General features: G+C 62.2%; 18 protein-coding genes. 1 reads left to right on the top strand and 17 read right to left on the bottom strand.

Going from position 1 to position 19,711, the window contains the following annotated elements:
- Positions 1–19 precede the first annotated feature (19 nt).
- The 3 genes from KHO33_RS26365 to ppsA form a co-directional block, all read right to left on the bottom strand.
- Positions 20–952, bottom strand: coding sequence for an SPFH domain-containing protein (locus KHO33_RS26365; protein ID WP_054035192.1), 933 nt, complete (start codon positions 950–952; stop codon positions 20–22).
- A gap of 63 nt (positions 953–1,015) precedes the next feature.
- Positions 1,016–1,471: an NfeD family protein gene (locus KHO33_RS26360; RefSeq protein ID WP_200565860.1), complete on the bottom strand. Its 456-nt coding sequence runs from the start codon at positions 1,469–1,471 to the stop codon at positions 1,016–1,018.
- Between the two features lie 145 nt (positions 1,472–1,616).
- On the bottom strand, positions 1,617–4,022 hold the full coding sequence (gene ppsA / locus KHO33_RS26355; protein WP_093633324.1) for a phosphoenolpyruvate synthase: 2,406 nt from the start codon (positions 4,020–4,022) through the stop codon (positions 1,617–1,619).
- A gap of 550 nt (positions 4,023–4,572) precedes the next feature.
- Here ppsA and ppsR point away from each other — a divergent pair.
- Positions 4,573–5,388 carry a posphoenolpyruvate synthetase regulatory kinase/phosphorylase PpsR gene (ppsR, locus tag KHO33_RS26350; protein WP_054035190.1) on the top strand — a complete coding sequence of 272 codons (816 nt, stop codon included), beginning with the start codon at positions 4,573–4,575 and terminating at the stop codon, positions 5,386–5,388.
- Between the two features lie 81 nt (positions 5,389–5,469).
- Here ppsR and KHO33_RS26345 read toward each other — a convergent pair whose 3' ends face one another.
- From KHO33_RS26345 to pyrH, 14 genes are all read right to left on the bottom strand, one after another.
- A complete protein-coding gene (locus tag KHO33_RS26345) occupies positions 5,470–6,252 on the bottom strand; it encodes a TrmH family RNA methyltransferase (RefSeq protein WP_200565859.1) in 783 nt (260 codons plus the stop codon).
- A gap of 61 nt (positions 6,253–6,313) precedes the next feature.
- Entirely contained in the window at positions 6,314–7,078 is a 765-nt protein-coding gene (gene rnhB, locus KHO33_RS26340) for a ribonuclease HII (RefSeq protein ID WP_200565858.1), read from the bottom strand.
- Positions 7,075–8,244 (bottom strand): lipid-A-disaccharide synthase, encoded by a 1,170-nt coding sequence (gene lpxB, locus KHO33_RS26335; RefSeq protein WP_054035189.1) that lies wholly within the window; start codon positions 8,242–8,244, stop codon positions 7,075–7,077. Before lpxB ends, rnhB begins: the two co-directional genes overlap by 4 nt.
- A gap of 3 nt (positions 8,245–8,247) precedes the next feature.
- Positions 8,248–9,036, bottom strand: coding sequence for an acyl-ACP--UDP-N-acetylglucosamine O-acyltransferase (gene lpxA, locus KHO33_RS26330; protein ID WP_054035188.1), 789 nt, complete (start codon positions 9,034–9,036; stop codon positions 8,248–8,250).
- A gap of 94 nt (positions 9,037–9,130) precedes the next feature.
- Positions 9,131–9,595 carry a 3-hydroxyacyl-ACP dehydratase FabZ gene (gene fabZ, locus KHO33_RS26325; RefSeq protein WP_006048683.1) on the bottom strand — a complete coding sequence of 155 codons (465 nt, stop codon included), beginning with the start codon at positions 9,593–9,595 and terminating at the stop codon, positions 9,131–9,133.
- A 244-nt stretch (positions 9,596–9,839) separates the two neighbouring features.
- Positions 9,840–10,943, bottom strand: a complete 1,104-nt coding sequence (gene lpxD, locus KHO33_RS26320; RefSeq protein ID WP_054035187.1) for a UDP-3-O-(3-hydroxymyristoyl)glucosamine N-acyltransferase — start codon at positions 10,941–10,943, stop codon at positions 9,840–9,842.
- A gap of 115 nt (positions 10,944–11,058) precedes the next feature.
- Positions 11,059–11,595, bottom strand: coding sequence for an OmpH family outer membrane protein (locus KHO33_RS26315; RefSeq protein ID WP_171925998.1), 537 nt, complete (start codon positions 11,593–11,595; stop codon positions 11,059–11,061).
- A gap of 74 nt (positions 11,596–11,669) precedes the next feature.
- A complete protein-coding gene (gene bamA, locus KHO33_RS26310) occupies positions 11,670–13,973 on the bottom strand; it encodes an outer membrane protein assembly factor BamA (protein ID WP_054035186.1) in 2,304 nt (767 codons plus the stop codon).
- A gap of 67 nt (positions 13,974–14,040) precedes the next feature.
- Positions 14,041–15,426, bottom strand: a complete 1,386-nt coding sequence (rseP, locus tag KHO33_RS26305; RefSeq protein ID WP_200565857.1) for an RIP metalloprotease RseP — start codon at positions 15,424–15,426, stop codon at positions 14,041–14,043.
- Between the two features lie 7 nt (positions 15,427–15,433).
- On the bottom strand, positions 15,434–16,639 hold the full coding sequence (locus KHO33_RS26300; protein ID WP_200565856.1) for a 1-deoxy-D-xylulose-5-phosphate reductoisomerase: 1,206 nt from the start codon (positions 16,637–16,639) through the stop codon (positions 15,434–15,436).
- 10 nt (positions 16,640–16,649) lie between these two features.
- The gene (locus KHO33_RS26295) at positions 16,650–17,471 is read right to left on the bottom strand and encodes a phosphatidate cytidylyltransferase (RefSeq protein WP_054035185.1); all 822 of its coding nucleotides are present in this window, start codon (positions 17,469–17,471) and stop codon (positions 16,650–16,652) included.
- Positions 17,465–18,247: a polyprenyl diphosphate synthase gene (uppS, locus tag KHO33_RS26290; RefSeq protein ID WP_115780231.1), complete on the bottom strand. Its 783-nt coding sequence runs from the start codon at positions 18,245–18,247 to the stop codon at positions 17,465–17,467. Before uppS ends, KHO33_RS26295 begins: the two co-directional genes overlap by 7 nt.
- Before the next feature lie 64 nt (positions 18,248–18,311).
- On the bottom strand, positions 18,312–18,872 hold the full coding sequence (gene frr / locus KHO33_RS26285; protein WP_054035184.1) for a ribosome recycling factor: 561 nt from the start codon (positions 18,870–18,872) through the stop codon (positions 18,312–18,314).
- Positions 18,873–18,972: 100 nt separating this feature from the next.
- On the bottom strand, positions 18,973–19,686 hold the full coding sequence (gene pyrH / locus KHO33_RS26280; protein WP_011488865.1) for a UMP kinase: 714 nt from the start codon (positions 19,684–19,686) through the stop codon (positions 18,973–18,975).
- Between the last annotated feature and the right edge of the window lie 25 nt (positions 19,687–19,711).

The raw sequence follows: 19,711 nt of genomic DNA, 5'->3' as shown, positions 1-19,711 counted from the left end.
CGGCAAGGAAGAACGTCAATCAGCGCGCGTCGACCGCGCCCTTCCCCTTGTTCACGATGGTCAGCGCCGAGGCGATCATCGAACTCATATCTGCCAGGTTGCCCGGCACGATCAGCGTAGTGCCCTGCTTCGCCAAGTTGCCGAATGCATTCACATACTGCTCGGCCACTTTCAGGTTCACCGCTTCCATCCCGCCGTTCGATTGAATGGCCGCGGCGATCTTCTGAATCGCCTGTGAGTTAGCCTCAGCCACCGCCAGAATCGCCGCAGCCTGACCCTGCGCCTGATTGATCGCCGCCTGACGCTCGCCTTCGGACTTCTGGATCGACGCCTCACGCCCGCCCGAGGCAATATTGATCTGTTCCTGCTTACGCCCTTCGGATGCCGCGATCAGCGCGCGCTTTTCGCGCTCGGCGGTGATCTGCGCCTGCATGGCGTGAAGAATTTCCTTGGGCGGCGTCAGGTCCTTGATCTCGTAGCGCAGCACCTTCACACCCCAGTTGGACGCCGCTTCATCGAGCGACGACACGATGCTGTGATTGATGAAGTCACGCTCTTCAAACGTCTTGTCGAGTTCAAGTTTGCCGATCACGGAGCGCAGCGTGGTCTGCGACAACTGCGTAATCGCGAACACGAAGTTGCTCGAACCGTACGACGCCTTCATGGGATCGGTGACCTGAAAATACAGCACGCCATCCACCTGCAATTGCGTGTTGTCGCGCGTAATACACACCTGGCTCGGCACCTCGAGCGGGATTTCCTTGAGGATGTGCTTGTAGGCGATCCGGTCGACGAACGGAAACGCGAAGCTCAGGCCCGGCGTCAGCGTGCGGTGATAACGGCCGAGCCGCTCCAGCACCCACGCATGCTGCTGCGGCACGATCTTGAGCGTCTGCGCCGCCAGCACGATCACGATAAGCAGAAGCACCGCCCCGACAATGGTTGAATCCATGACTGACCTCCGGTCCGTAGTTCGAATAGTTATGCATGGCGCTGTGCGCGCATTGGCGCGCGCTCAGGCCGCGGTTGCTCTTGCTTTCGCCTGCCGGCTGGCCACGACGACAAGGCAACTGCCGCGCATCTCGGCGATTTCATAGAGCTGAGCATCTTCGGGCTCGCCCGCGGCCAGTTCGACGTCCCATGCAGCCCCGCGGTAGTTGACACGCGCCCGGCGCTCGTGCCACGCCGGCACGTTCAACGTCTGGCCGATGTCCAGATTGACGTCAGGGTTCTTCGACGCCTCCTTACGCGTCCTGCGGCCAAAGCGCGAACGCCGCAGCACCAGGACCGCCGCCAGCGCCACCACAGCCGCAACCGCGAACTGCACATCGGAAGCGGCGCCCGCCATATGCGCAATGGCGGCCGCGACACAACCCAACGCGATCATCAGCAAATAGAAAGTGCCGCTAATCAATTCCAGCACGATCAGCACACCGGCCCCGATCCACCAGAACAATCCACCTGGCGCCATGTTGATCTCCACAAAGCAAAACACCCCGGATCTACCGGGGTGTTTATAGCACGAAGCAGGTGCATATTACCGGGCGGTGCAGCACGCTTTTACGTGCTTTTGACATACCGCACCACCCTTTATGCACACTGCTTATTGGGCTCGATTACTTCACCAGCGATTTCGCCAATTGCTGCCACGTCTCGACGATCGAGTCCGGGTTCAGCGAGATCGACTTGATGCCTTCATCGGTCAGCCATTGCGCAAAGTCCGGATGATCCGAAGGACCCTGGCCGCAGATGCCGACGTACTTGTTCAGTCGCAGACACGTGTCGATCGCGCGCTTCAACAGGAACTTGACGGCCGGATCGCGTTCGTCGAAATCGACTGCCAGCAGTTCCATGCCGGAGTCGCGGTCGAGGCCGAGCGTGAGCTGCGTCAGGTCGTTCGAACCGATCGAGAAGCCGTCGAAGAATTGCAGGAATTCTTCGGCGAGAATCGCGTTCGACGGCACTTCGCACATCATGATCAGGCGCAAGCCCTTCTCACCGCGCTTCAGGCCGAACTTCTCCAGCAGACCAACCACGCGCTCCGCCTGCTTCAGCGTACGCACGAACGGCACCATGATCTCGACGTTGTCGAGGCCCATCTCTTCACGCACCTTCTTCAGCGCGATGCATTCCATCTGGAACGCTTCGGCGAAGTCGTCAGCGATGTAGCGCGATGCGCCACGGAAGCCCAGCATCGGGTTTTCTTCGTCCGGCTCGTAACGCGAACCGCCGATCAGCTTCTTGTACTCGTTCGACTTGAAGTCCGACAGACGCACGATCACGGGCTTCGGATAGAACGCCGCTGCGATCGTGGCGATGCCTTCGGTCAGCTTGTCGACGTAGAACGCGCGCGGCGATGCATGGCCACGCGCCACGCTTTCCACGGCCTTCTTCAAGTCCTGATCGATGTTCGGGTACTCGAGAATCGCCTTCGGGTGAACGCCGATGTTGTTGTTGATGATGAACTCGAGCCGCGCCAGACCCACGCCTGCGTTCGGCAGTTGCGAGAAGTCGAAAGCCAGTTGCGGGTTGCCGACGTTCATCATGATCTTCACCGGAATCGACGGCAGTTCGCCGCGCTGCACTTCGGTGATTTCGGTTTCGAGCAGACCGTCGTAGATCTTGCCTTCGTCGCCTTCCGCGCAGGACACGGTCACCAGCGCGCCGTCCTTCAGCAGGTCGGTCGCGTCGCCGCAGCCGACTACCGCCGGCACGCCCAGCTCACGCGCGATAATTGCCGCATGGCAGGTACGGCCGCCACGGTTCGTGACGATTGCGGAGGCGCGCTTCATGACCGGTTCCCAGTTCGGGTCGGTCATGTCGGCCACCAGCACGTCGCCCGGCTGCACACGGTCCATTTCCGACGGATCGTGAATCACGCGCACCGGACCCGCACCGATCTTCTGGCCGATTGCGCGGCCGGTAGTCAGCACGTTCGATTGGCCCTTCAGCTTGAAGCGTTGCTCGGCCTTGCCCGCTGCCTGGCTCTTCACCGTTTCCGGGCGCGCCTGCAGGATGAAGATCTTGCCGTCGCGGCCATCTTTGCCCCACTCGATGTCCATCGGACGCTCGTAGTGCTTTTCAATGATGACGGCGTATTTCGCGAGTTCGATCACGTCTTCGTCGGTGATCGAGAAACGGTTGCGCTGCTCGTGCGCGACGTCGACGGTCTTCACGCGGCCTTCTTCGCCCGCCTTGGTGAATTCCATCTTGATCAGCTTCGAGCCGATCGAGCGGCGGATGATCGGGTACTTGCCTTGCGCGAGCGTGGTCTTGAAGACGTAGAACTCGTCCGGATTCACGGCGCCCTGCACGACCGTTTCGCCCAGGCCGTAGCTCGACGTGATGAAGACGGCGTCCTTGAAGCCCGATTCCGTGTCCAGCGTGAACATCACGCCGGCCGCACCGACATCCGAACGCACCATGCGCTGCACACCGGCCGACAACGCGACTTCAGCGTGGGTGAAGCCCTTGTGGACGCGATAGGAGATCGCACGGTCGTTGTACAGCGACGCGAACACGTGCTTCATGCGATCAAGCACCTCGTCGATGCCGACCACGTTGAGATAGCTTTCCTGTTGACCCGCGAACGATGCGTCCGGCAAGTCTTCTGCCGTTGCCGACGAACGCACGGCAAACGACAACTCTTCAGGCGAGCTGTTTTGCAGGGTGTCGAAGCCTGCGCGGATATCCGCTTCGAGACGCGGCTGCATCGGGGCGTCGACGATCCATTGACGGATCTCCTTGCCCGCTTCGGCAAGCGCTTTCACGTCGTCGACGTCGAGCGTTTCGAGACGTTTGGCGATGCGTTCGGTCAGATTGTTGTGATGCAGGAAGTCACGGAAAGCCAGCGCCGTAGTGGCGAAGCCAGTCGGCACGCGCACGCCTGCCTCGGCGAGCTGACTGATCATCTCGCCAAGCGACGCATTCTTGCCGCCGACAATCTCCACATCGGTCATCCGCAACTGCTCGAACGGAACTACATACGCCTCTTCCTTTGCGACGGTAACTGCGTTAGTCATACAAGCCCCTAAGTGTGAAAGAAATTCACGGCTGTGCAAGTGGGCTTGAACGCGAGACGCCCATTGGAAGCGTGACCTCGCGTCTTGCACAACCTGTTGGAGAAGCAATCGCTGCAAATGGCCGCACGTGCCAAAAAGTGCCGGATGCGCGACGTAGAAAGCGGTTGGACGAAATTACCGATCGATCCAGCCTGATCTCTCAATTTACCGCAAGTTACCAGCGCAAAGCGTGGCGTTGACCGACCGTTCGCGGTAAGTTAGACGCCAATCGCCTGCAATTGCTTATCCAACAGGTTGCCGCTATTCTACCGTGCCGACTCTCAAAATGTGACAGTCGGACGAGAATTGCGCCTCGAATCGCGCCCCGGACCGGTTGACGGGCTCTTGCGAGGCTCTCGCGAGGACCCACCACCTTCCGGACGCAATTGCGGTGCCCACGGCGCGCTGACATGACGCCGCTGCAATCTCCGGTTAGCCACCGTGCAGCGACATCCATGCAGCGATGTTTCATTCGAGCGCTTTTTTCCGCTCACGTTCCCCAGCCCCACTGATGCCGCCCACCGTATTCATCGTCTCCGACGGTACCGGGATCACTGCCGAAACCTTCGCGCATTCGATCCTCTCCCAGTTCGACCAGAAATTCCGCCTGGTTCGCGTGCCCTTCGTCGACTCGACGGAAAAGGCCTACGCCACGCTAGAAAAGATCAACGAAGCGATCCAGCAGGACGGCCGCCGTCCGATCGTCTTCACGACGCTGGTGGACAGCGCGTCGAATCAGATCGTCAAAGGCTCGAATGCGCTCGTGCTGGACATGTTCCAGACCTTCGTCGAGCCGCTCGAGCAGGAACTGGAGCTCAAGTCGAGCCACGCGATGGGCCGCGGCCACCAGAACGCCGATACCGAGGAATACAAGAACCGGATCGAAGCGATCAACTTCTCGCTCGCCCACGACGACGGTCAATCGAACCGCAATCTGGCCGATGCCGACGTGATTCTGGTCGGCGTGTCGCGCAGCGGCAAGACGCCGACGAGCCTGTATCTGGCCATGCAGTACGGCGTGAAAGCGGCCAACTATCCGCTGATTCCGGAAGACTTCGAGCGCGGCAAGCTGCCTACGCCGCTATTGGCGCATCGGCAGAAGATGTTTGGTTTGTCGATCGATCCGCAGCGATTGTCGGAGATCCGTAACGAGCGCCGCCCGGGCAGCAAGTACGCCGCGCCGGAAAATTGCCGTTACGAGATCAACGAAGCGGAAGCGATGATGCGGCGCGAAGGGGTCAAGTGGTTGTCGTCGACGCATAAGTCGATCGAAGAGATCGCGACGACGATCCTGCAGGAAATCAAGCTGGATCGGCCGGCTTATTGAGCGACGACCAGTTTTGCCGGCGTGCGTGCTTGGTGCTGAGGTGAGCGCGGAGATCGCCTCAGCCCTGAAGTCAGCGCACTGTCACGCGCGGCGCTGCTGGCGGCACTGTTCGAACACGCAGACAGCCGCGGCGGCCGCCACATTCAGCGATTCCATGCCGCCCGGCTGAGGAATCGTCACCCGCAACGAAACCACATCGCGCCAGGTCTGCGAGACGCCCGCCCCTTCGTTGCCGAACACCCACGCGAGCGGCCCGCTCAGATCGCAGTCGTAGATCGCCTCGGCACCGTGCGAATCCGTAATGACGATGGGCACCGCGAGGCGCTCGATCAATACCTGCGCCTCGACATCCTCGTGGATTTGCAACAGGAAATGCGCGCCCATGCCCGAGCGCAATACCTTCGACGACCACGCGTACGCGGTGCCCGGTGCGCAAAACACCTGTTGAATACCGGCGGCCGCCGCGCTGCGCAGAATCGACCCGACGTTGCCGGCATCCTGCACGCCATCGAGTACGAGGCAGGTTTCTCCGACCTTTTCCGGCAACGGCGTATCGAGCTTTTCGACCAGCAGCAGAATCCCGACCCCGTGCACGACGTTCGACAGCTGGCCGAACAACGCATCGGGCAGCGTGACGATACGGTGCTCGTCGATGCGCGACACGATCGCCTGCGCTTCGTCGTGGCGCAACGCGCCCTCGGTGACGATGCACATTTCCGGCTGCCCGGCGACGTCGAGATACGCGCTCGCGAGATGGAACCCTTCGAGCAACGCGTGACCGCTGCGACGCTGCTGATGCGTCGAGCCGGCCAGTGCCTTGAGGCGCTTGTAGAGCGGATTGTCCCGCGAGGTGATGGCTTTCACAGGCAGCGCAGACAGTGAGATTGAGGAAAGAGTGGGCGACGCGCCGGACCACGCGCAGCGCTTACGCGCCGCTGCGTTCGCCGAAGGCGTCGTCGTCGAGCATGGCGTCGGTGAGCGTTCCGGACACGATGATCATGTCGCCCGCCGGCAGTGGTTTCGAAGCCATGCCAAAACGCTGATGCGCTTCACGCACCGGTGCGAACGAACGCCGATGATGCTCGCAGGGCCCATGTTCACGCAACGCCGCGAGATGCTGCGGCGTGCCGTAACCGGCATGCGCGTTAAAACCGTAGACCGGATAGGTTTGATGCAACTCGAGCAGCATCCGGTCACGCGTGACCTTGGCGAGAATCGACGCCGCCGAAATGCTTTTGATCAGTGCATCGCCGCCGATCACAGCCTCGCTGCGAACGCTCAGCGTCGGGCAGCGATTGCCGTCGATTTTCACGAGCGTCGGCACGACCGAGAGGCCTTCGACCGCCCGCTTCATCGCCAGCATGGTGGCGTGCAGGATGTTCAGCGTATCGATTTCTTCGACGCTGGCCGACGCGATGCAGTACGCGAGCGCCCGGTCGACGATCTTGTCGTACAGCTCGTCGCGCTTTTTCGCGGTGAGCGCTTTCGAATCGTCGAGGCCGCGGATCATCGGCTTCGACGGGTCGAAAATCACCGCCGCAGCGACCACCGGGCCAGCCAGCGGCCCGCGCCCTGCTTCGTCGACGCCGCAGACGATGTCGTCCGGCGTCTCGAAGTCCAGACCGACCTGCCGCGCTGCCGCGCCTGCAACGGTCGCAGCCTTGCGGCGTGGCGCGCGTGCGCTAGTCACGGCCGCGCCTTCCGCTTTTCAACGACGCTCGCCACGACTTCCGCTGCCCGCTGCGCGGTGTTCTGCTTCAGCACGTGATGCATCTCCGTGAAGATTTCCGTCAGCGTGCGCCGGTTGGTCTCGTCGCGCAACTGTTTCAGCGTCGCTTCGGCAAGCGCCTGGGGCGTCGCGAAGTGCTGCAGAATTTCCGGCACGACGAAGCGCCCCGCCAGAATGTTCGGCAAGCCGACATACGGCAGATAGCCCTGACGGCGCATGATCTGGCCAGTCAGCCAGGGCACCTTGTACGAGATCACCATCGGCTTTTTCAGCAGCGCGGCTTCCAGCGTCACCGTGCCGCTCTTGACGAGGATCGCATCGGCCGCCGTCATCGCGATTTGCGCCTGACCGTCGGTAATGGTCAGCGCGAGACCGGGATGCGCATCGACCAGCGGCCGCAGCATTTCGCGCAGTGCGGGCGTGGCTGCCGGCATCACGAAACGCAAACTGGGCTCCTGGTGCTGCATCATTTCCATCGCGGCAAAGAACGTCGGACCGATCAGATCGATCTCCGAGCGCCGGCTGCCCGGCAACACAGCGATGATCGGACCGCTTTCGGCGAGGCCGAGCGTGCGGCGCGCGCCAAGCGTGTCGGGTACCAGAGGAATTTCGTCGGCAAGCGGATGGCCCACGTATGAAGCCGCGATGCCGGCCTTTTCCAGCAGCGCCGTTTCAAACGGGAACACGCACAGCATGTGGTCGACCGCTTTGGCGATCTTCTTGATGCGCCCACCTCGCCACGCCCAGATCGATGGGCAAACAAAGTGAACCGTCGGAATACCCGCATCGCGCAACGGATGCTCGAGGCCGAAATTGAAATCGGGCGCGTCCACGCCGACGAACACCGACGGCGGTTCCGCCAGCAATTGGCGCTTCAGTTCCTTGCGGATGCCGAGGATCTCTGGAATATGCCGCAGTGCTTCGACATAGCCGCGCACCGTCAGCTTCTCCATCGGCCAGTGGGCGTCGAACCCCGTGGCGATCATGCGCGGGCCGCCGACCCCATAATACTGGGTACCGGCGGGCAAACGGCTCGCGAGGCCGTCGAGCAGCGACGCCGCCAGCAGGTCGCCGGACGGCTCGCCTGCCACCATCGCGACGCGCAGGGGACTCGGGTTCAAAGCCATCGGTTAGCGGATGATGCCGCGTTGCGACGCTTCGACAAACGCGAGCAGCGTTTGCACCGGCGCATCGCCATCGCCACCCGCGGATGCGAGTTCGCGCAACTGCACCTTCGCTTCTTCAAGCGACAGGCCGTTCTTGTACAGCAAGCGATACGCGGAGCGCAGCGCCGAGATCGCATCTGCGGAGAAACCGCGGCGGCGCAGACCTTCGACGTTGATACCGTGCGGCTCGGCCTTGTTGCCGGCAGCGATCACGAACGGCGGGATGTCCTGCACGAGTGCCGAAGCGCCGCCCAGCATCGAATGCGCGCCGATGCGCACGAACTGATGCACGCCCGACATGCCGCCGATAATCGCATGGTCGCCAATCGTCACATGGCCGGCCATCTGCGCATTGCTCGACAGAATCACGTTGTTGCCGACGTGGCAGTCGTGGCCGATGTGCACGTAGGCCATGATCCAGTTGTCGTCGCCCAGTGTGGTGACGCCCGAGTCCTGCACCGTGCCGGTGTGGATCGTGGTGAATTCACGGATCGTGTTGCGATTGCCGATCACGAGCCGGGTCGGCTCGTCCCTGTACTTCATATCCTGCGGACGGCCGCCGACCGATGCATAGTGGCCGATGCGGTTGTCTTCGCCGATCGTGGTGTGACCTTCGATCACGCTGTGCGAACCGACCGTGGTCCGTGCGCCGATCGTCACATGTGCGCCGATGACGGCATACGGTCCGATTTCGACGGATTCGTCGAGTTGTGCGCCCGGTTCGACGATCGCAGTGGGATGAATCCTGCTCATGCGTCCTCGCTTCTGATTCTGTTGCGTTGTCTGGATGGGCGTAGCCGGAGTTCGCAGCGCTCGGGATAAGCCGCTGACCGTCCGGACACCGGCTTCAAGCGTCTTTGTCCGTGTGCCGCACCGCGCACATCAGATCGGCTTCCGCCGCCACGACACCATCCACTTCGGCGCGCGCCTTGAACTTCCAGATGCCGCGCATATGACGCTCGAACGTGCAGTTCAGGATCAACTGATCGCCCGGTTCCACCACGCGCTTGAAACGCGCGTTGTCGATGCCCACGAACAGATACAGCGTGTTCGACGGATCGCTCGGCTCTTCAGAAAACGTCAGCAGGGCTGCCGTTTGCGCGAGCGCTTCGAGGATCAGCACGCCGGGCATCACCGGACGGGTCGGAAAGTGACCCTGGAAATACGGCTCATTGATCGACACGTTCTTCAACGCTTTGATGCTCTTATGCGGCTCGAGTTCGAGCACCCGGTCGACCAGCAGGATCGGGTAACGATGGGGCAGCAGCGTGAGAATCTTATGAATGTCGAGATTGATTTTTTCGGTGCTCATGGTGTTTCTACTCACGCATTGACTGCGCGATGATGACTGCGGATGCTGGTGCAGGTGGGTTGGTAACGCGTGCTGCCGACGCTTGCCGAAACCCGGCGGCCATGCCACCCGGTCACGGCAACCGACTTTGCTTCCTGATGCTTGCCCGCTATTTTACGCGGTACCGGCCGGTTGGCCCGCGGATTGTTGTGCGGGTTGACCCGCGGGTCAGCGTGCGGGTCTGCCTGCGGGTCTGCCTGATACCTCAGGCTTTGTCGCCTGCGGAATTGCTTGCCGCGCTGGCTGGCTGGCCCGCCGAGGCGGCATTTTCAAGCGCCTTGATACGATCGCGAAGTTTGTCGATGTTACGCAGCAAAGCAGCGCTCTTGTTCCAGTCGGCGTGGTTCACAGCCGGGAATGCGCTGGTGTACAGGCCAGGCTTCAGCAAGGACTTCGAGACGCCCGACTTCGCCGTGACGATCACATAGTCAGCCAGCGTGACGTGCCCGGCGATCCCAACCGCGCCGCCAATCATGCAATGACGGCCGATCGTGGTACTGCCCGCAATGCCCGCACAGCCGGCGATCACGGTGTAAGCGCCGACCTTGCAGTTGTGGCCGATCTGCACGAGGTTGTCGATTTTCACGCACTCTTCGATGATCGTGTCAGCCATCGCGCCGCGGTCGATGGTGGTGTTCGCACCGATTTCAACGTCCGCCGCGATCGACACACCGCCGACCTGCGGAATTTTGACCCAGCTGCCGGTACGCGCGTCACCTTCACCCACGAAATCCGGCGCGAAGCCAAAGCCGTCAGAGCCGATCACCGCGCCGGCGTGCACAATCACGCGCTCACCGATTTTGCAGCCGTAATACACCGCGACGTTCGGATACAGATGTGAGCCTGCACCGATTTTCGTGCCGCGGCCGATCACCACGTTGGCGTCCAGACGCACGTTTTCGCCGATCACCGCGCCCGCTTCCACCGTGACGTGCGGACCGATCACCGCGCTTGCAGCAATCTGGGCCGACGGGTCGATCGTCGCGCTCGGGTGCACACCGGGCACCGCCTTGGGCGCTGCCATGTCGATGAACGTCTGCGCGACGCGCGCGAAGTAAGCGTACGGATTCGGCGTGACGATGAAGTTACGGCCTGTAAGAGAGCTGAGTTTCGAGAGATCGTCGGCATTGATCAACACCGCGCCTGCACGGGTCGTCTCGACCTGCGACAGGTACTTCGGATTGGCGAGGAACGCCAGCTGGTCCGGGCCTGCCTGGTCGAGCGGCGCCAGACTGCCGACGCGCTGCGAACCCTCTCCGACTACTTCACCGCCGAACCGCTGGACGATGTCCTCAAGCGTAAATGCCATGCCTATCCTCTGTCTCCGATCCCATGCGAGATGGTTGCTGCACAATCAGTCCAACTTGTCAGTTCTACGGCCTTGCGCTACAACCCGGCCGGCGCCCAGCGCGCGGCGCGTGCGTTCAGTTGCCTGAGGCTGCCAGTGCCTTGAGCACCTGATCGGTAATGTCGATGCGCGGGCTCACGTACACCGCTTCCTGAACGATCAGGTCGTAGTGCTGCTGCTCGGCGATCTGTTTGATCACCTTGTTGGCCCGGTCGAGCACCGCCGCCAGCTCTTCGTTGCGGCGCTGGTTCAGGTCCTCGCGAAACTCGCGCTGCTTGCGCTGAAAGTCCGTATCCAGCTGCGACAGATCGCGCTGCTTCTGCGCGCGATCGGCGGCCGACATCGACGCACCGTTCTTGTCGAGCGAGTCCGACATCGACTTCAGCTTCTGCGCCATGTCGGCCAGATCCTTGTCGCGCTTGGCGAACTCCGCCTCGAGCTTGACCTGCGCAGCCTTCGCCGCAGCCGATTCACGCAGGATACGGTCCGAATTCACCGCAGCGATCCTGGCTTCCTGGGCGTGCGCGACCCCTGCTACGCCGACACCCAGCGTCATTGCCAGCGCCAGCGCGCAAGCCACACGTTTCGAAAACATACCGGTTCGCAAAGTCATCCTCTCGATACTGTAGTTTGGCCGGGCCCACCGCCGGAAGCCGCCCGTAAAGGCCCGGGCCGCCCTCCGCCGGATCAGAATGCCGTCCCGATCTGGAACTGGAACTTCTGATACTGGTCGCCCGTGTGCTTCGTGAGCGGGAAGCCCAAGCTGAGCTTGAGCGGGCCGATCGGCGAGATCCACGCAAGACCGACACCGTAGCCATAACGCAGGCCGTTCGCGCCGATGCTGTTGCCTTCCGTACCCCAGACGTTACCGCCGTCCAAGAACGTGAAGACACGCAACGTGCGGTCGTAGCCGGTGCCCGGCAGCGGGAACGTCAGCTCGACGTTACCCACCAGCAGCTTCGAGCCGCCGATCGGGTCGTTCGTCTTCGCATCGCGCGGACCCAGCGAGCTCGGCTCGTAGCCCCGCACCGAACCGATACCGCCCGCGTAGTAGTTCTTGAAAATCGGATATGGCTTGCCGCCGAGGCCGTTACCGTAACCGCCCTGGAAGTTGAAGCCCAGCACGAAACCGCGCGAGAACGAATAATAGTACTGCGCGTTGATGTCGGCCTTGTAGTACTGCGTGCCGCCGATCGGCGTGCCGTATTCGGCGTTCGCCTGCGTGAAGTAACCACGGCTCGGCACCAGTGCGCTGTCACGCGCGTCGCGCGACCAACCCACCGTGATCGGCACGTTGTTCGACACACGGCCGAATTCGTGCACGTAGTCGATATAGCTTTGCGGCGTGTTCGCGTCGATATCCAGCTGGTTCTGCTCGAGACCCGCGCCGAAGTACACCGTGTCGACTTCGGAGAACGGAATACCGAACTTCAGGTCGCCACCGATCGTGACGATCTTGAAGCTCGAATCCGTCGAGTAGTACAGCGGCTGGTACGTACGGTAGTAGACGTCGGTAATCCGCTTGATGCCGTCGACCGTGAAGTACGGGTCGACCTGCGTGACCGTCAAGGTACGGTAGGTCTTGGCGGTATTCACGTTCACCGCGAGACTCGTACCCGAACCGAACACGTTGTCCTGTGACACGCCGGCCGAGAGCACCACCTTGTCCGTCGACGAGAAGCCCGCACCCAGCGTGATCGCGCCGGTCGGCTTTTCAGCCACCTTGACGTCCACATCGACCTGGTCGGGCGTGCCTTCCACCGGCACCGTGGTCACGTCCACGTCGGTGAAGTAGCCGAGACGGTTGATCCGGTCTTTCGACAGGGCGAGGCGGTTCGAATCGAACCACGAGCTTTCGAGCTGGCGCATTTCGCGGCGCACCACTTCGTCGCGGGTGCGCGTGTTGCCGACCACGTTGATGCGGCGCACGTACACACGGCGGCTCGGGTCCACTTGCAGCGTCAGGTCGACCTTATGGTGCTCCTGATCGATCTGCGGCTGCGCGTTGACCGTGGCGAACGCATAGCCGTATTCGCCGAGCTTATCGACGATCGCCTTGGTGGTGGCTTGCAGCTTTTCAGCCGAGAAGCGGTCACCCGGTTTGATCTTGATGAGCTTGCTCAGCTCCGGCTCGCGGTCGAGCAGGTTACCAGCCAGCTTGATGCTGTTGATCGTGTACGGCTCGCCTTCGTGCAGCGTGACCGTCAGATACATGTCCTTCTTGTCCGGCGAAATCGACACCTGCGTCGAGTCGATGTTGAACTCGAGGTAGCCTCGATTCAGGTAATACGAGCGGACGTTTTCGAGGTCGCCGGTGAGCTTGTCTTTCGCGTACAGGTCGTTCTTCGTGTACCACGAGAACCAGTTCGGCGTGGACAGCTGCATTTCGTCGCGCAGCGTACCCGTGCTGAACGCCTTGTTGCCGATGAAGTTGATCTGGCGGATCTTCGCGCTCGGACCTTCGGCCACCGAGAACAGCACCGACACGCGATTGCGGTCGATCGGCGTGATCGTGGTGGTGACTTCAGCGGCGTAGTAGCCGCGCGTCAGGTACTGGCGCTTCAGTTCCTGCTCGGCCTTGTCGACGAGTGCCTTGTCGTAATAACGGCCTTGCGACAAACCGACCGCGCGCAGCGCCTTGGTCAGGTTTTCCTTGTCGAACTCGTGAATGCCGGCAAAGTCGATCGTGCCGATAGCCGGACGTTCCAGCACCTGCACGATGACGACATTGCCTTCCGTCGCGATCTTGACGTCGTTGAAAAAGCCCGTGGCGTACAGCGCGCGAATGGCTTCGGAAGCCTTGTCGTCGCTAAAGGTGTCGCCTTGCTTGATGGGCAGGTACGCGAACACGGTACCGGGTTCGACGCGTTGCAATCCCTCGATCCGGATGTCTTGCACCACGAAGGGCGTCGTTGCGTGAGCAACCAGCCCATGCGCGGCAAACGCCGCGGCTATAACCGTCTTTGGAACAAAGCGATGAGGTTTAAACAACGTGCTTCCCCAGTGTGTATAGCTGCATCAGGTCGGGCGGTCGCCATCGTGAACGCCGCCAGACACTTTAAAAATGGATTAAACGAGCCAGATCGTTGAACAGCGCAATCGCCGACAACGCGACGATGCAGGCGAGACCCGCCCTCTGAAAAACGAGTTGCCAGCGATCGGAGACAACTTTGCCGGTTACAGCTTCAACCAAATAATATAACAGATGACCCCCGTCCAATACCGGAATTGGTAACAGGTTCAGTACGCCGAGGCTAATACTGACAAGGGCCAGGAACGACAGGAATGCAGAAGGACCTAGACGTGCGCTCTTTCCTGCGTAATCGGCGATCGTCACGGGGCCAGAAAGATTCTTGAGCGATGCCTCGCCGACGATCATCCGTCCGAACATCCGCACCGAATAAACGGCCAGATCCCACGTACGGCGCGCGCCCAGTTGCAGGCTTTCGACCGGCCCGTAACGCACGTCGATCGACGGCACCTGGGTGGCGAGTTCCGCACCGATACGGCCGATCTGCTGCCCGGTCGCGTCATCGCGCTGCGACTGCGGGACGATGCGAACGTCTTCCAGCTTGCCCGCGGCTTGCCCATCACGCTCTACCTGCAGCGTCACGGGTGTGCCCGCGTGCGATTTTACATAAGCGATGAAGGCCGTGGCATTGTCGGTAGGGATACCGTTGATCGCGCGCAGACGGTCGCCCACCGCAAGGCCTGCCTTTTGCGCCGCGCTACCCGGCTGCACCCCGGCGACCGTCAGCTTGCCGCCGCCCGGCTCGAAACCAAGGCGCGACATAAAGTCGTCGTCGACGTCTTTCTCAGTGATGCCACGCAGATCCAGCTGGAAATCCGAGGTGCCGTGAGCATCTTTTGCGCTCAGCACGACGCGCTTGTGATCGAATGCCGCGCCCAGCAATTTCCAGCGCAGGTCGGACCACGACCGCACTCGCTCGGATTCGCCGGCGTTCTCTGCACGCACCGCAACAATCGTTTCGCCACCGTCGAAACCGGCCAGCGCGGCCGGCGTATTCGGTGCAGGCGCAGCCACTACGGCCGCCGGCTCCGTCACGCCCGTGGCGAACACAAGTGCGAACAGCACGATGGCAAGCAGGAAATTCGCGACCGGACCGGCCGCGACGATCGCGAAACGACGCCACACCGATTGCCGGTTGAACGCGTGCGGCAAGGCTTCAGCGGGAATCGGCGCCCCGCCGGTCTCGCGCTCGTCGAGCATCTTCACGTAGCCGCCCAGCGGCAGCGCGGCAATCGTCCATTCGGTGCCCGTCTTCGGGCTCACCCATTGGAACAGCGGCTTGCCGAAGCCGATCGAAAAACGCAGCACCTTGACGCCGCACAAACGCGCGACGCTGTAATGCCCGTACTCGTGGACGACCACGAGTACGCCAATCGCGACCGCGAAGGCAAGCAGTTCGATCAGCAGGTTCATAGGCGCCTCACTGGACGGCGCGTTCCGTGCGACGGGCGCCGTCAGGCAGGCGCGCGATGAAGTCGGCAGCGGCGCGGCGCGCGGCCGCGTCCGCTTCGATCACGTCTTCCAGCGCGTGCGCGCTGCGGTTCGGCAACGCATTGAGTACGGCGTCGACGACCTGAGCGATTGCCATGAAACCGATCTGGTGCGACAGGAACGCCTCCACAGCGACTTCGTTCGCGGCATTGAGCGCCGCGCTCGCGAGGCCTCCCTCGGCCAGCGCCTTCACCGCGAGCGCAAGACACGGGAAGCGCGTGTAATCCGGTTTTTCAAACGACAGCGATGCGACCTGCAGCAGATCCAGTTGCGCCACGCCCGAATCGACGCGGTCCGGAAATGCCAGCGCATGCGCGATCGGCGTACGCATGTCGGGATTGCCCAGTTGCGCGAGCACCGAGCCGTCGGCGTACGACACCATCGAATGGATCACACTTTGCGGGTGAATCAGCACTTCGATACGCTCGCCCGGCAGATCGAAGAGCCAGTGCGCCTCGATCACTTCGAGGCCCTTGTTCATCATCGTGGCCGAGTCGACCGAAATCTTACGGCCCATAACCCAGTTCGGATGCTTGCAGGCCTCGTCCGGCGTGACGTCGACCAGCGTGGCCGGTTCGCGCGTGCGGAACGGGCCGCCCGAGGCGGTCAGGATGATCTTCGAGACGCCGCCATGCTGCGCGGCTTCGCGGGGCAGGCACTGGAAAATCGCGTTGTGTTCGCTGTCGACCGGCAGCAGCACGGCACCGTTGTCACGCACCGCGTCCATGAAGATTGCGCCGGACATGACCAGCGCTTCCTTGTTAGCGAGCAGGATGCGCTTGCCGGCGCGCGCGGCAGCGAGACTCGGCGCGAGGCCTGCCGCACCGACGATTGCCGCCACCACCGTATCGCAGCCGTCACTCTTCGACACGTCGACGAGCGCCTGCGGCCCGTACGTGACCTCTGTCTTGCAACCCGCTTCGCGCAACTTCGCCGCGACCTGCGCGGCCGTGTCGGCGTCGCCGACTACCGCGACTTCAGGCTGAAAGCGCAGGCATTGCTCGACGAGCTTGTCACCGTTGCGATGCGCCGTGAGCGCGTAAACCGAAAAGCGTTCGGGATGACGCGCGACGACGTCGAGCGTGCTGTCTCCAATCGAGCCCGTGGAACCGAGCAATGTCAGACGTTTTTGCATATCTCTTTCTCTAGCCGAGCAGCAGCATGGCAAGCGGCAGCACCGGCAACAATGCATCGATGCGGTCGAGTACGCCACCGTGCCCAGGCAACAGGCCGCTTGAATCTTTCACTCCGGCCTGGCGTTTCATCATGGATTCGAACAGGTCGCCCACCACGCTGAATGCCACCAACAGGGTCAGTGCGAGCAGCGTACGTACGGCGCCCCATTGCGCCAGCAGCGCAGAATACAGGGTCGGCTCGAACGCGTGCAAAAAGACCGCCGCCGCCGCGACGATCATCACCACCAGCCAACCGCCGATCGCGCCCTCCCAAGTCTTACCCGGGCTGATGGCAGGCGCCAGCTTGTGTTTTCCGAAAGCTTTTCCGGAGAAGTATGCGCCGATATCGGCCAGCCATACCAATAGGAGCAGCGACAGCACGAAGGCCACGCCCTGCATGCGCGCGGCGACGAGAGCATGCCAGCACGCGACGAATACCACAATGCCGGCAACGAATAGAAACGCGCGCCATGCGCCTTGCGCGAGGGTCGGCTTGCGCAGGAGCACATACGGCCCCGCGATCACCCAGAAAATAGCGGCCGCCTGAAAGAGCGGCCGGGGTTCCTCCACGCCGGTGCCGAGTCGCGTGCTCGCGACCAGCGCCACCGCTGCGACCAGCGCGTAAATGACCGGGCCCGCGCCGCCGAGCTTCAGCAGACGCGCCCACTCCCACGCGGCGAACACGACGACGAAGGCGATCAGCGCGCCGAACGCGCCCACCGGCGCGAACAGCGTGACCGGCAGGAAGATCGCCAGCAGGATGATCGCCGTGATGACACGGGTTTTTAGCATGGAAGCGAATCGACGTTCTGCGATTGCGGCTCGAGCTGAGCACTGGTGCGGCCGAAGCGGCGCTCACGCTCCGCGTAGGATGCGATGGCGTGGCCGAGCGCGTCGGCGTCGAAATCCGGCCAGAACGTGTCGGTGAAGTAGAACTCGGTGTAGGCGAGTTGCCAGAGCAGGAAGTTGCTGACGCGGCGCTCGCCGCCGGTGCGGATAAAGAGGTCCGGCTCCGGCGCATAGGCCATCGACAGGTGTTCGGCGAACGAGTCCTCGTTCACCTCGACCGCCTTGCCCGCCAGCGCCGATTGTTCGGCGAGCTTGCGGGTGGCCTGCATGATGTCCCAGCGACCGCCGTAGTTGGCAGCGATGGTGAGCGTGAGACGGGTGTTGCGCGCGGTTTTGGTCTCCGCGCGCTTGATCAGATCGCGGATGCGGGTATCGAACTTCGACAGATCGCCAACCACGCGCAGACGGATGCCGTTCGCGTGCAGCTTGCCGATCTCGCGCTCCAGCGCGGTAACGAACAGGCGCATCAGGAACGACACTTCGTCGTTCGGGCGGCGCCAGTTTTCCGAGCTGAAGGCAAACAGCGTCAGGTATTCGACGCCCTGCCGGGCGCAGGCCTCGACGGCCGCACGCACTGCGTCGACGCCGCGCGTATGGCCGGCCACGCGCGGCAGACGGCGCTGGGTCGCCCAACGGCCGTTGCCGTCCATGATGATCGCGATATGTCGCGGCACCGCGGCGACATCAGGCACGCGCACGGTTGAGCTGGTATAGGTCATGGCCGTCGGGACAGTGACTGCAAAAAAAGAAGTGGAGATCTGAAAGGTGCTGAGCCAACCGGCCTCAGACCGTCATGATCTCGGCTTCTTTGGTCACTACAAGCTTGTCGATTTCCGTGACGAACTTGTCCGTCAGTTTCTGAACGTCGTCACCTGCACGGCGCTCGTCATCCTCAGAAATTTCTTTGTCTTTCACGAGCTTCTTCAGTTGCTCGTTTGCATCACGGCGCAGGTTACGGACAGCAACCTTGGCCGTTTCCGCCTCGCTCTTGACCACTTTGGTCAGTTCGCGGCGGCGTTCTTCAGTCAGCGCGGGCATCGGCACGCGGATCACGTCGCCCTGCGTAGCCGGGTTCAGACCGAGGTCCGACTCGCGGATTGCCTTCTCGACGACCTGGACCATCTTCTTTTCCCACGGCTGCACGCCGATCGTGCGTGCGTCGATCAGCGTCAGATTCGCGACCTGCGAAATCGGCACCGGCGAACCGTAGTAGTCGCACTGGATGTGATCGAGCAGGCCCGTGTGTGCACGGCCCGTGCGGATCTTCGACAGGTCGTTCTTGAACGCGTCGATGGAACGCTGCATCTTTTGTTCAGCGCCCTTCCTGATATCAGCCACAGACATTTTTAAACCTCCGAACCTTCAAAACGGTGCGAGCCGGCCAGCGCGCGCACTATGCGGCGGCCTGGGCTCGCGTTAAAGCCCACGTTATGTGAACGAGAGTTTACACGTGGACGAGGGTGCCCTCGTCCTCGCCTTGTACGATGCGCTTGAGCGCACCCGGCTTGACGATCGAAAACACCCGGATCGGCAGCTTCTGGTCACGGCACAGCGCGAACGCCGTGGCGTCCATCACCTGCAGATTGCGGCCGATGGCTTCGTCGAAGCTGATCGTGGTGTAACGGGTCGCGCTCGGGTCTTTCTTGGGATCGGCCGAATAAACGCCGTCCACCTTAGTGGCTTTTAGCACGACTTCCGCGCCGATTTCCGAACCGCGCAGCGCGGCGGCCGTATCGGTCGTGAAAAACGGGTTGCCGGTACCGGCGGCGAAAATCACGACTTTGCCTTCTTCGAGCTGGCGAATCGCACGCGGGCGGATGTAAGGCTCGACCACCTGGTCCATACGCAGCGCGGATTGCACGCGCGCTTCGATGCCGGCGTGGCGCATTGCGTCCTGCAGCGCCAGCGCGTTCATCATGGTGGCCAGCATGCCCATGTAGTCGGCCGTGGCGCGATCCATACCGGCCGCGCCGCCCGCGACGCCGCGGAAAATATTACCGCCGCCGATCACCACGGCCAACTGCGTTCCGAGACGGACCACTTCGGCCACGTCCGCTACCATTCGTTCGATGGTCGCGCGATTGATGCCGAAGGCATCGTCGCCCATCAGAGCTTCACCGGAGAGTTTGAGCAGGACGCGTTTATAGGCAGTGGGCATAGAGGTATCCAGATCGCGCAGAACA

Source organism: Paraburkholderia nemoris (genome assembly GCF_905221015.1).
Lineage (GTDB): Bacteria > Pseudomonadota > Gammaproteobacteria > Burkholderiales > Burkholderiaceae > Paraburkholderia > Paraburkholderia nemoris.
Note: the sequence above shows the minus strand (reverse complement) of the source record. Positions and strands in the feature narration are given on the sequence as shown.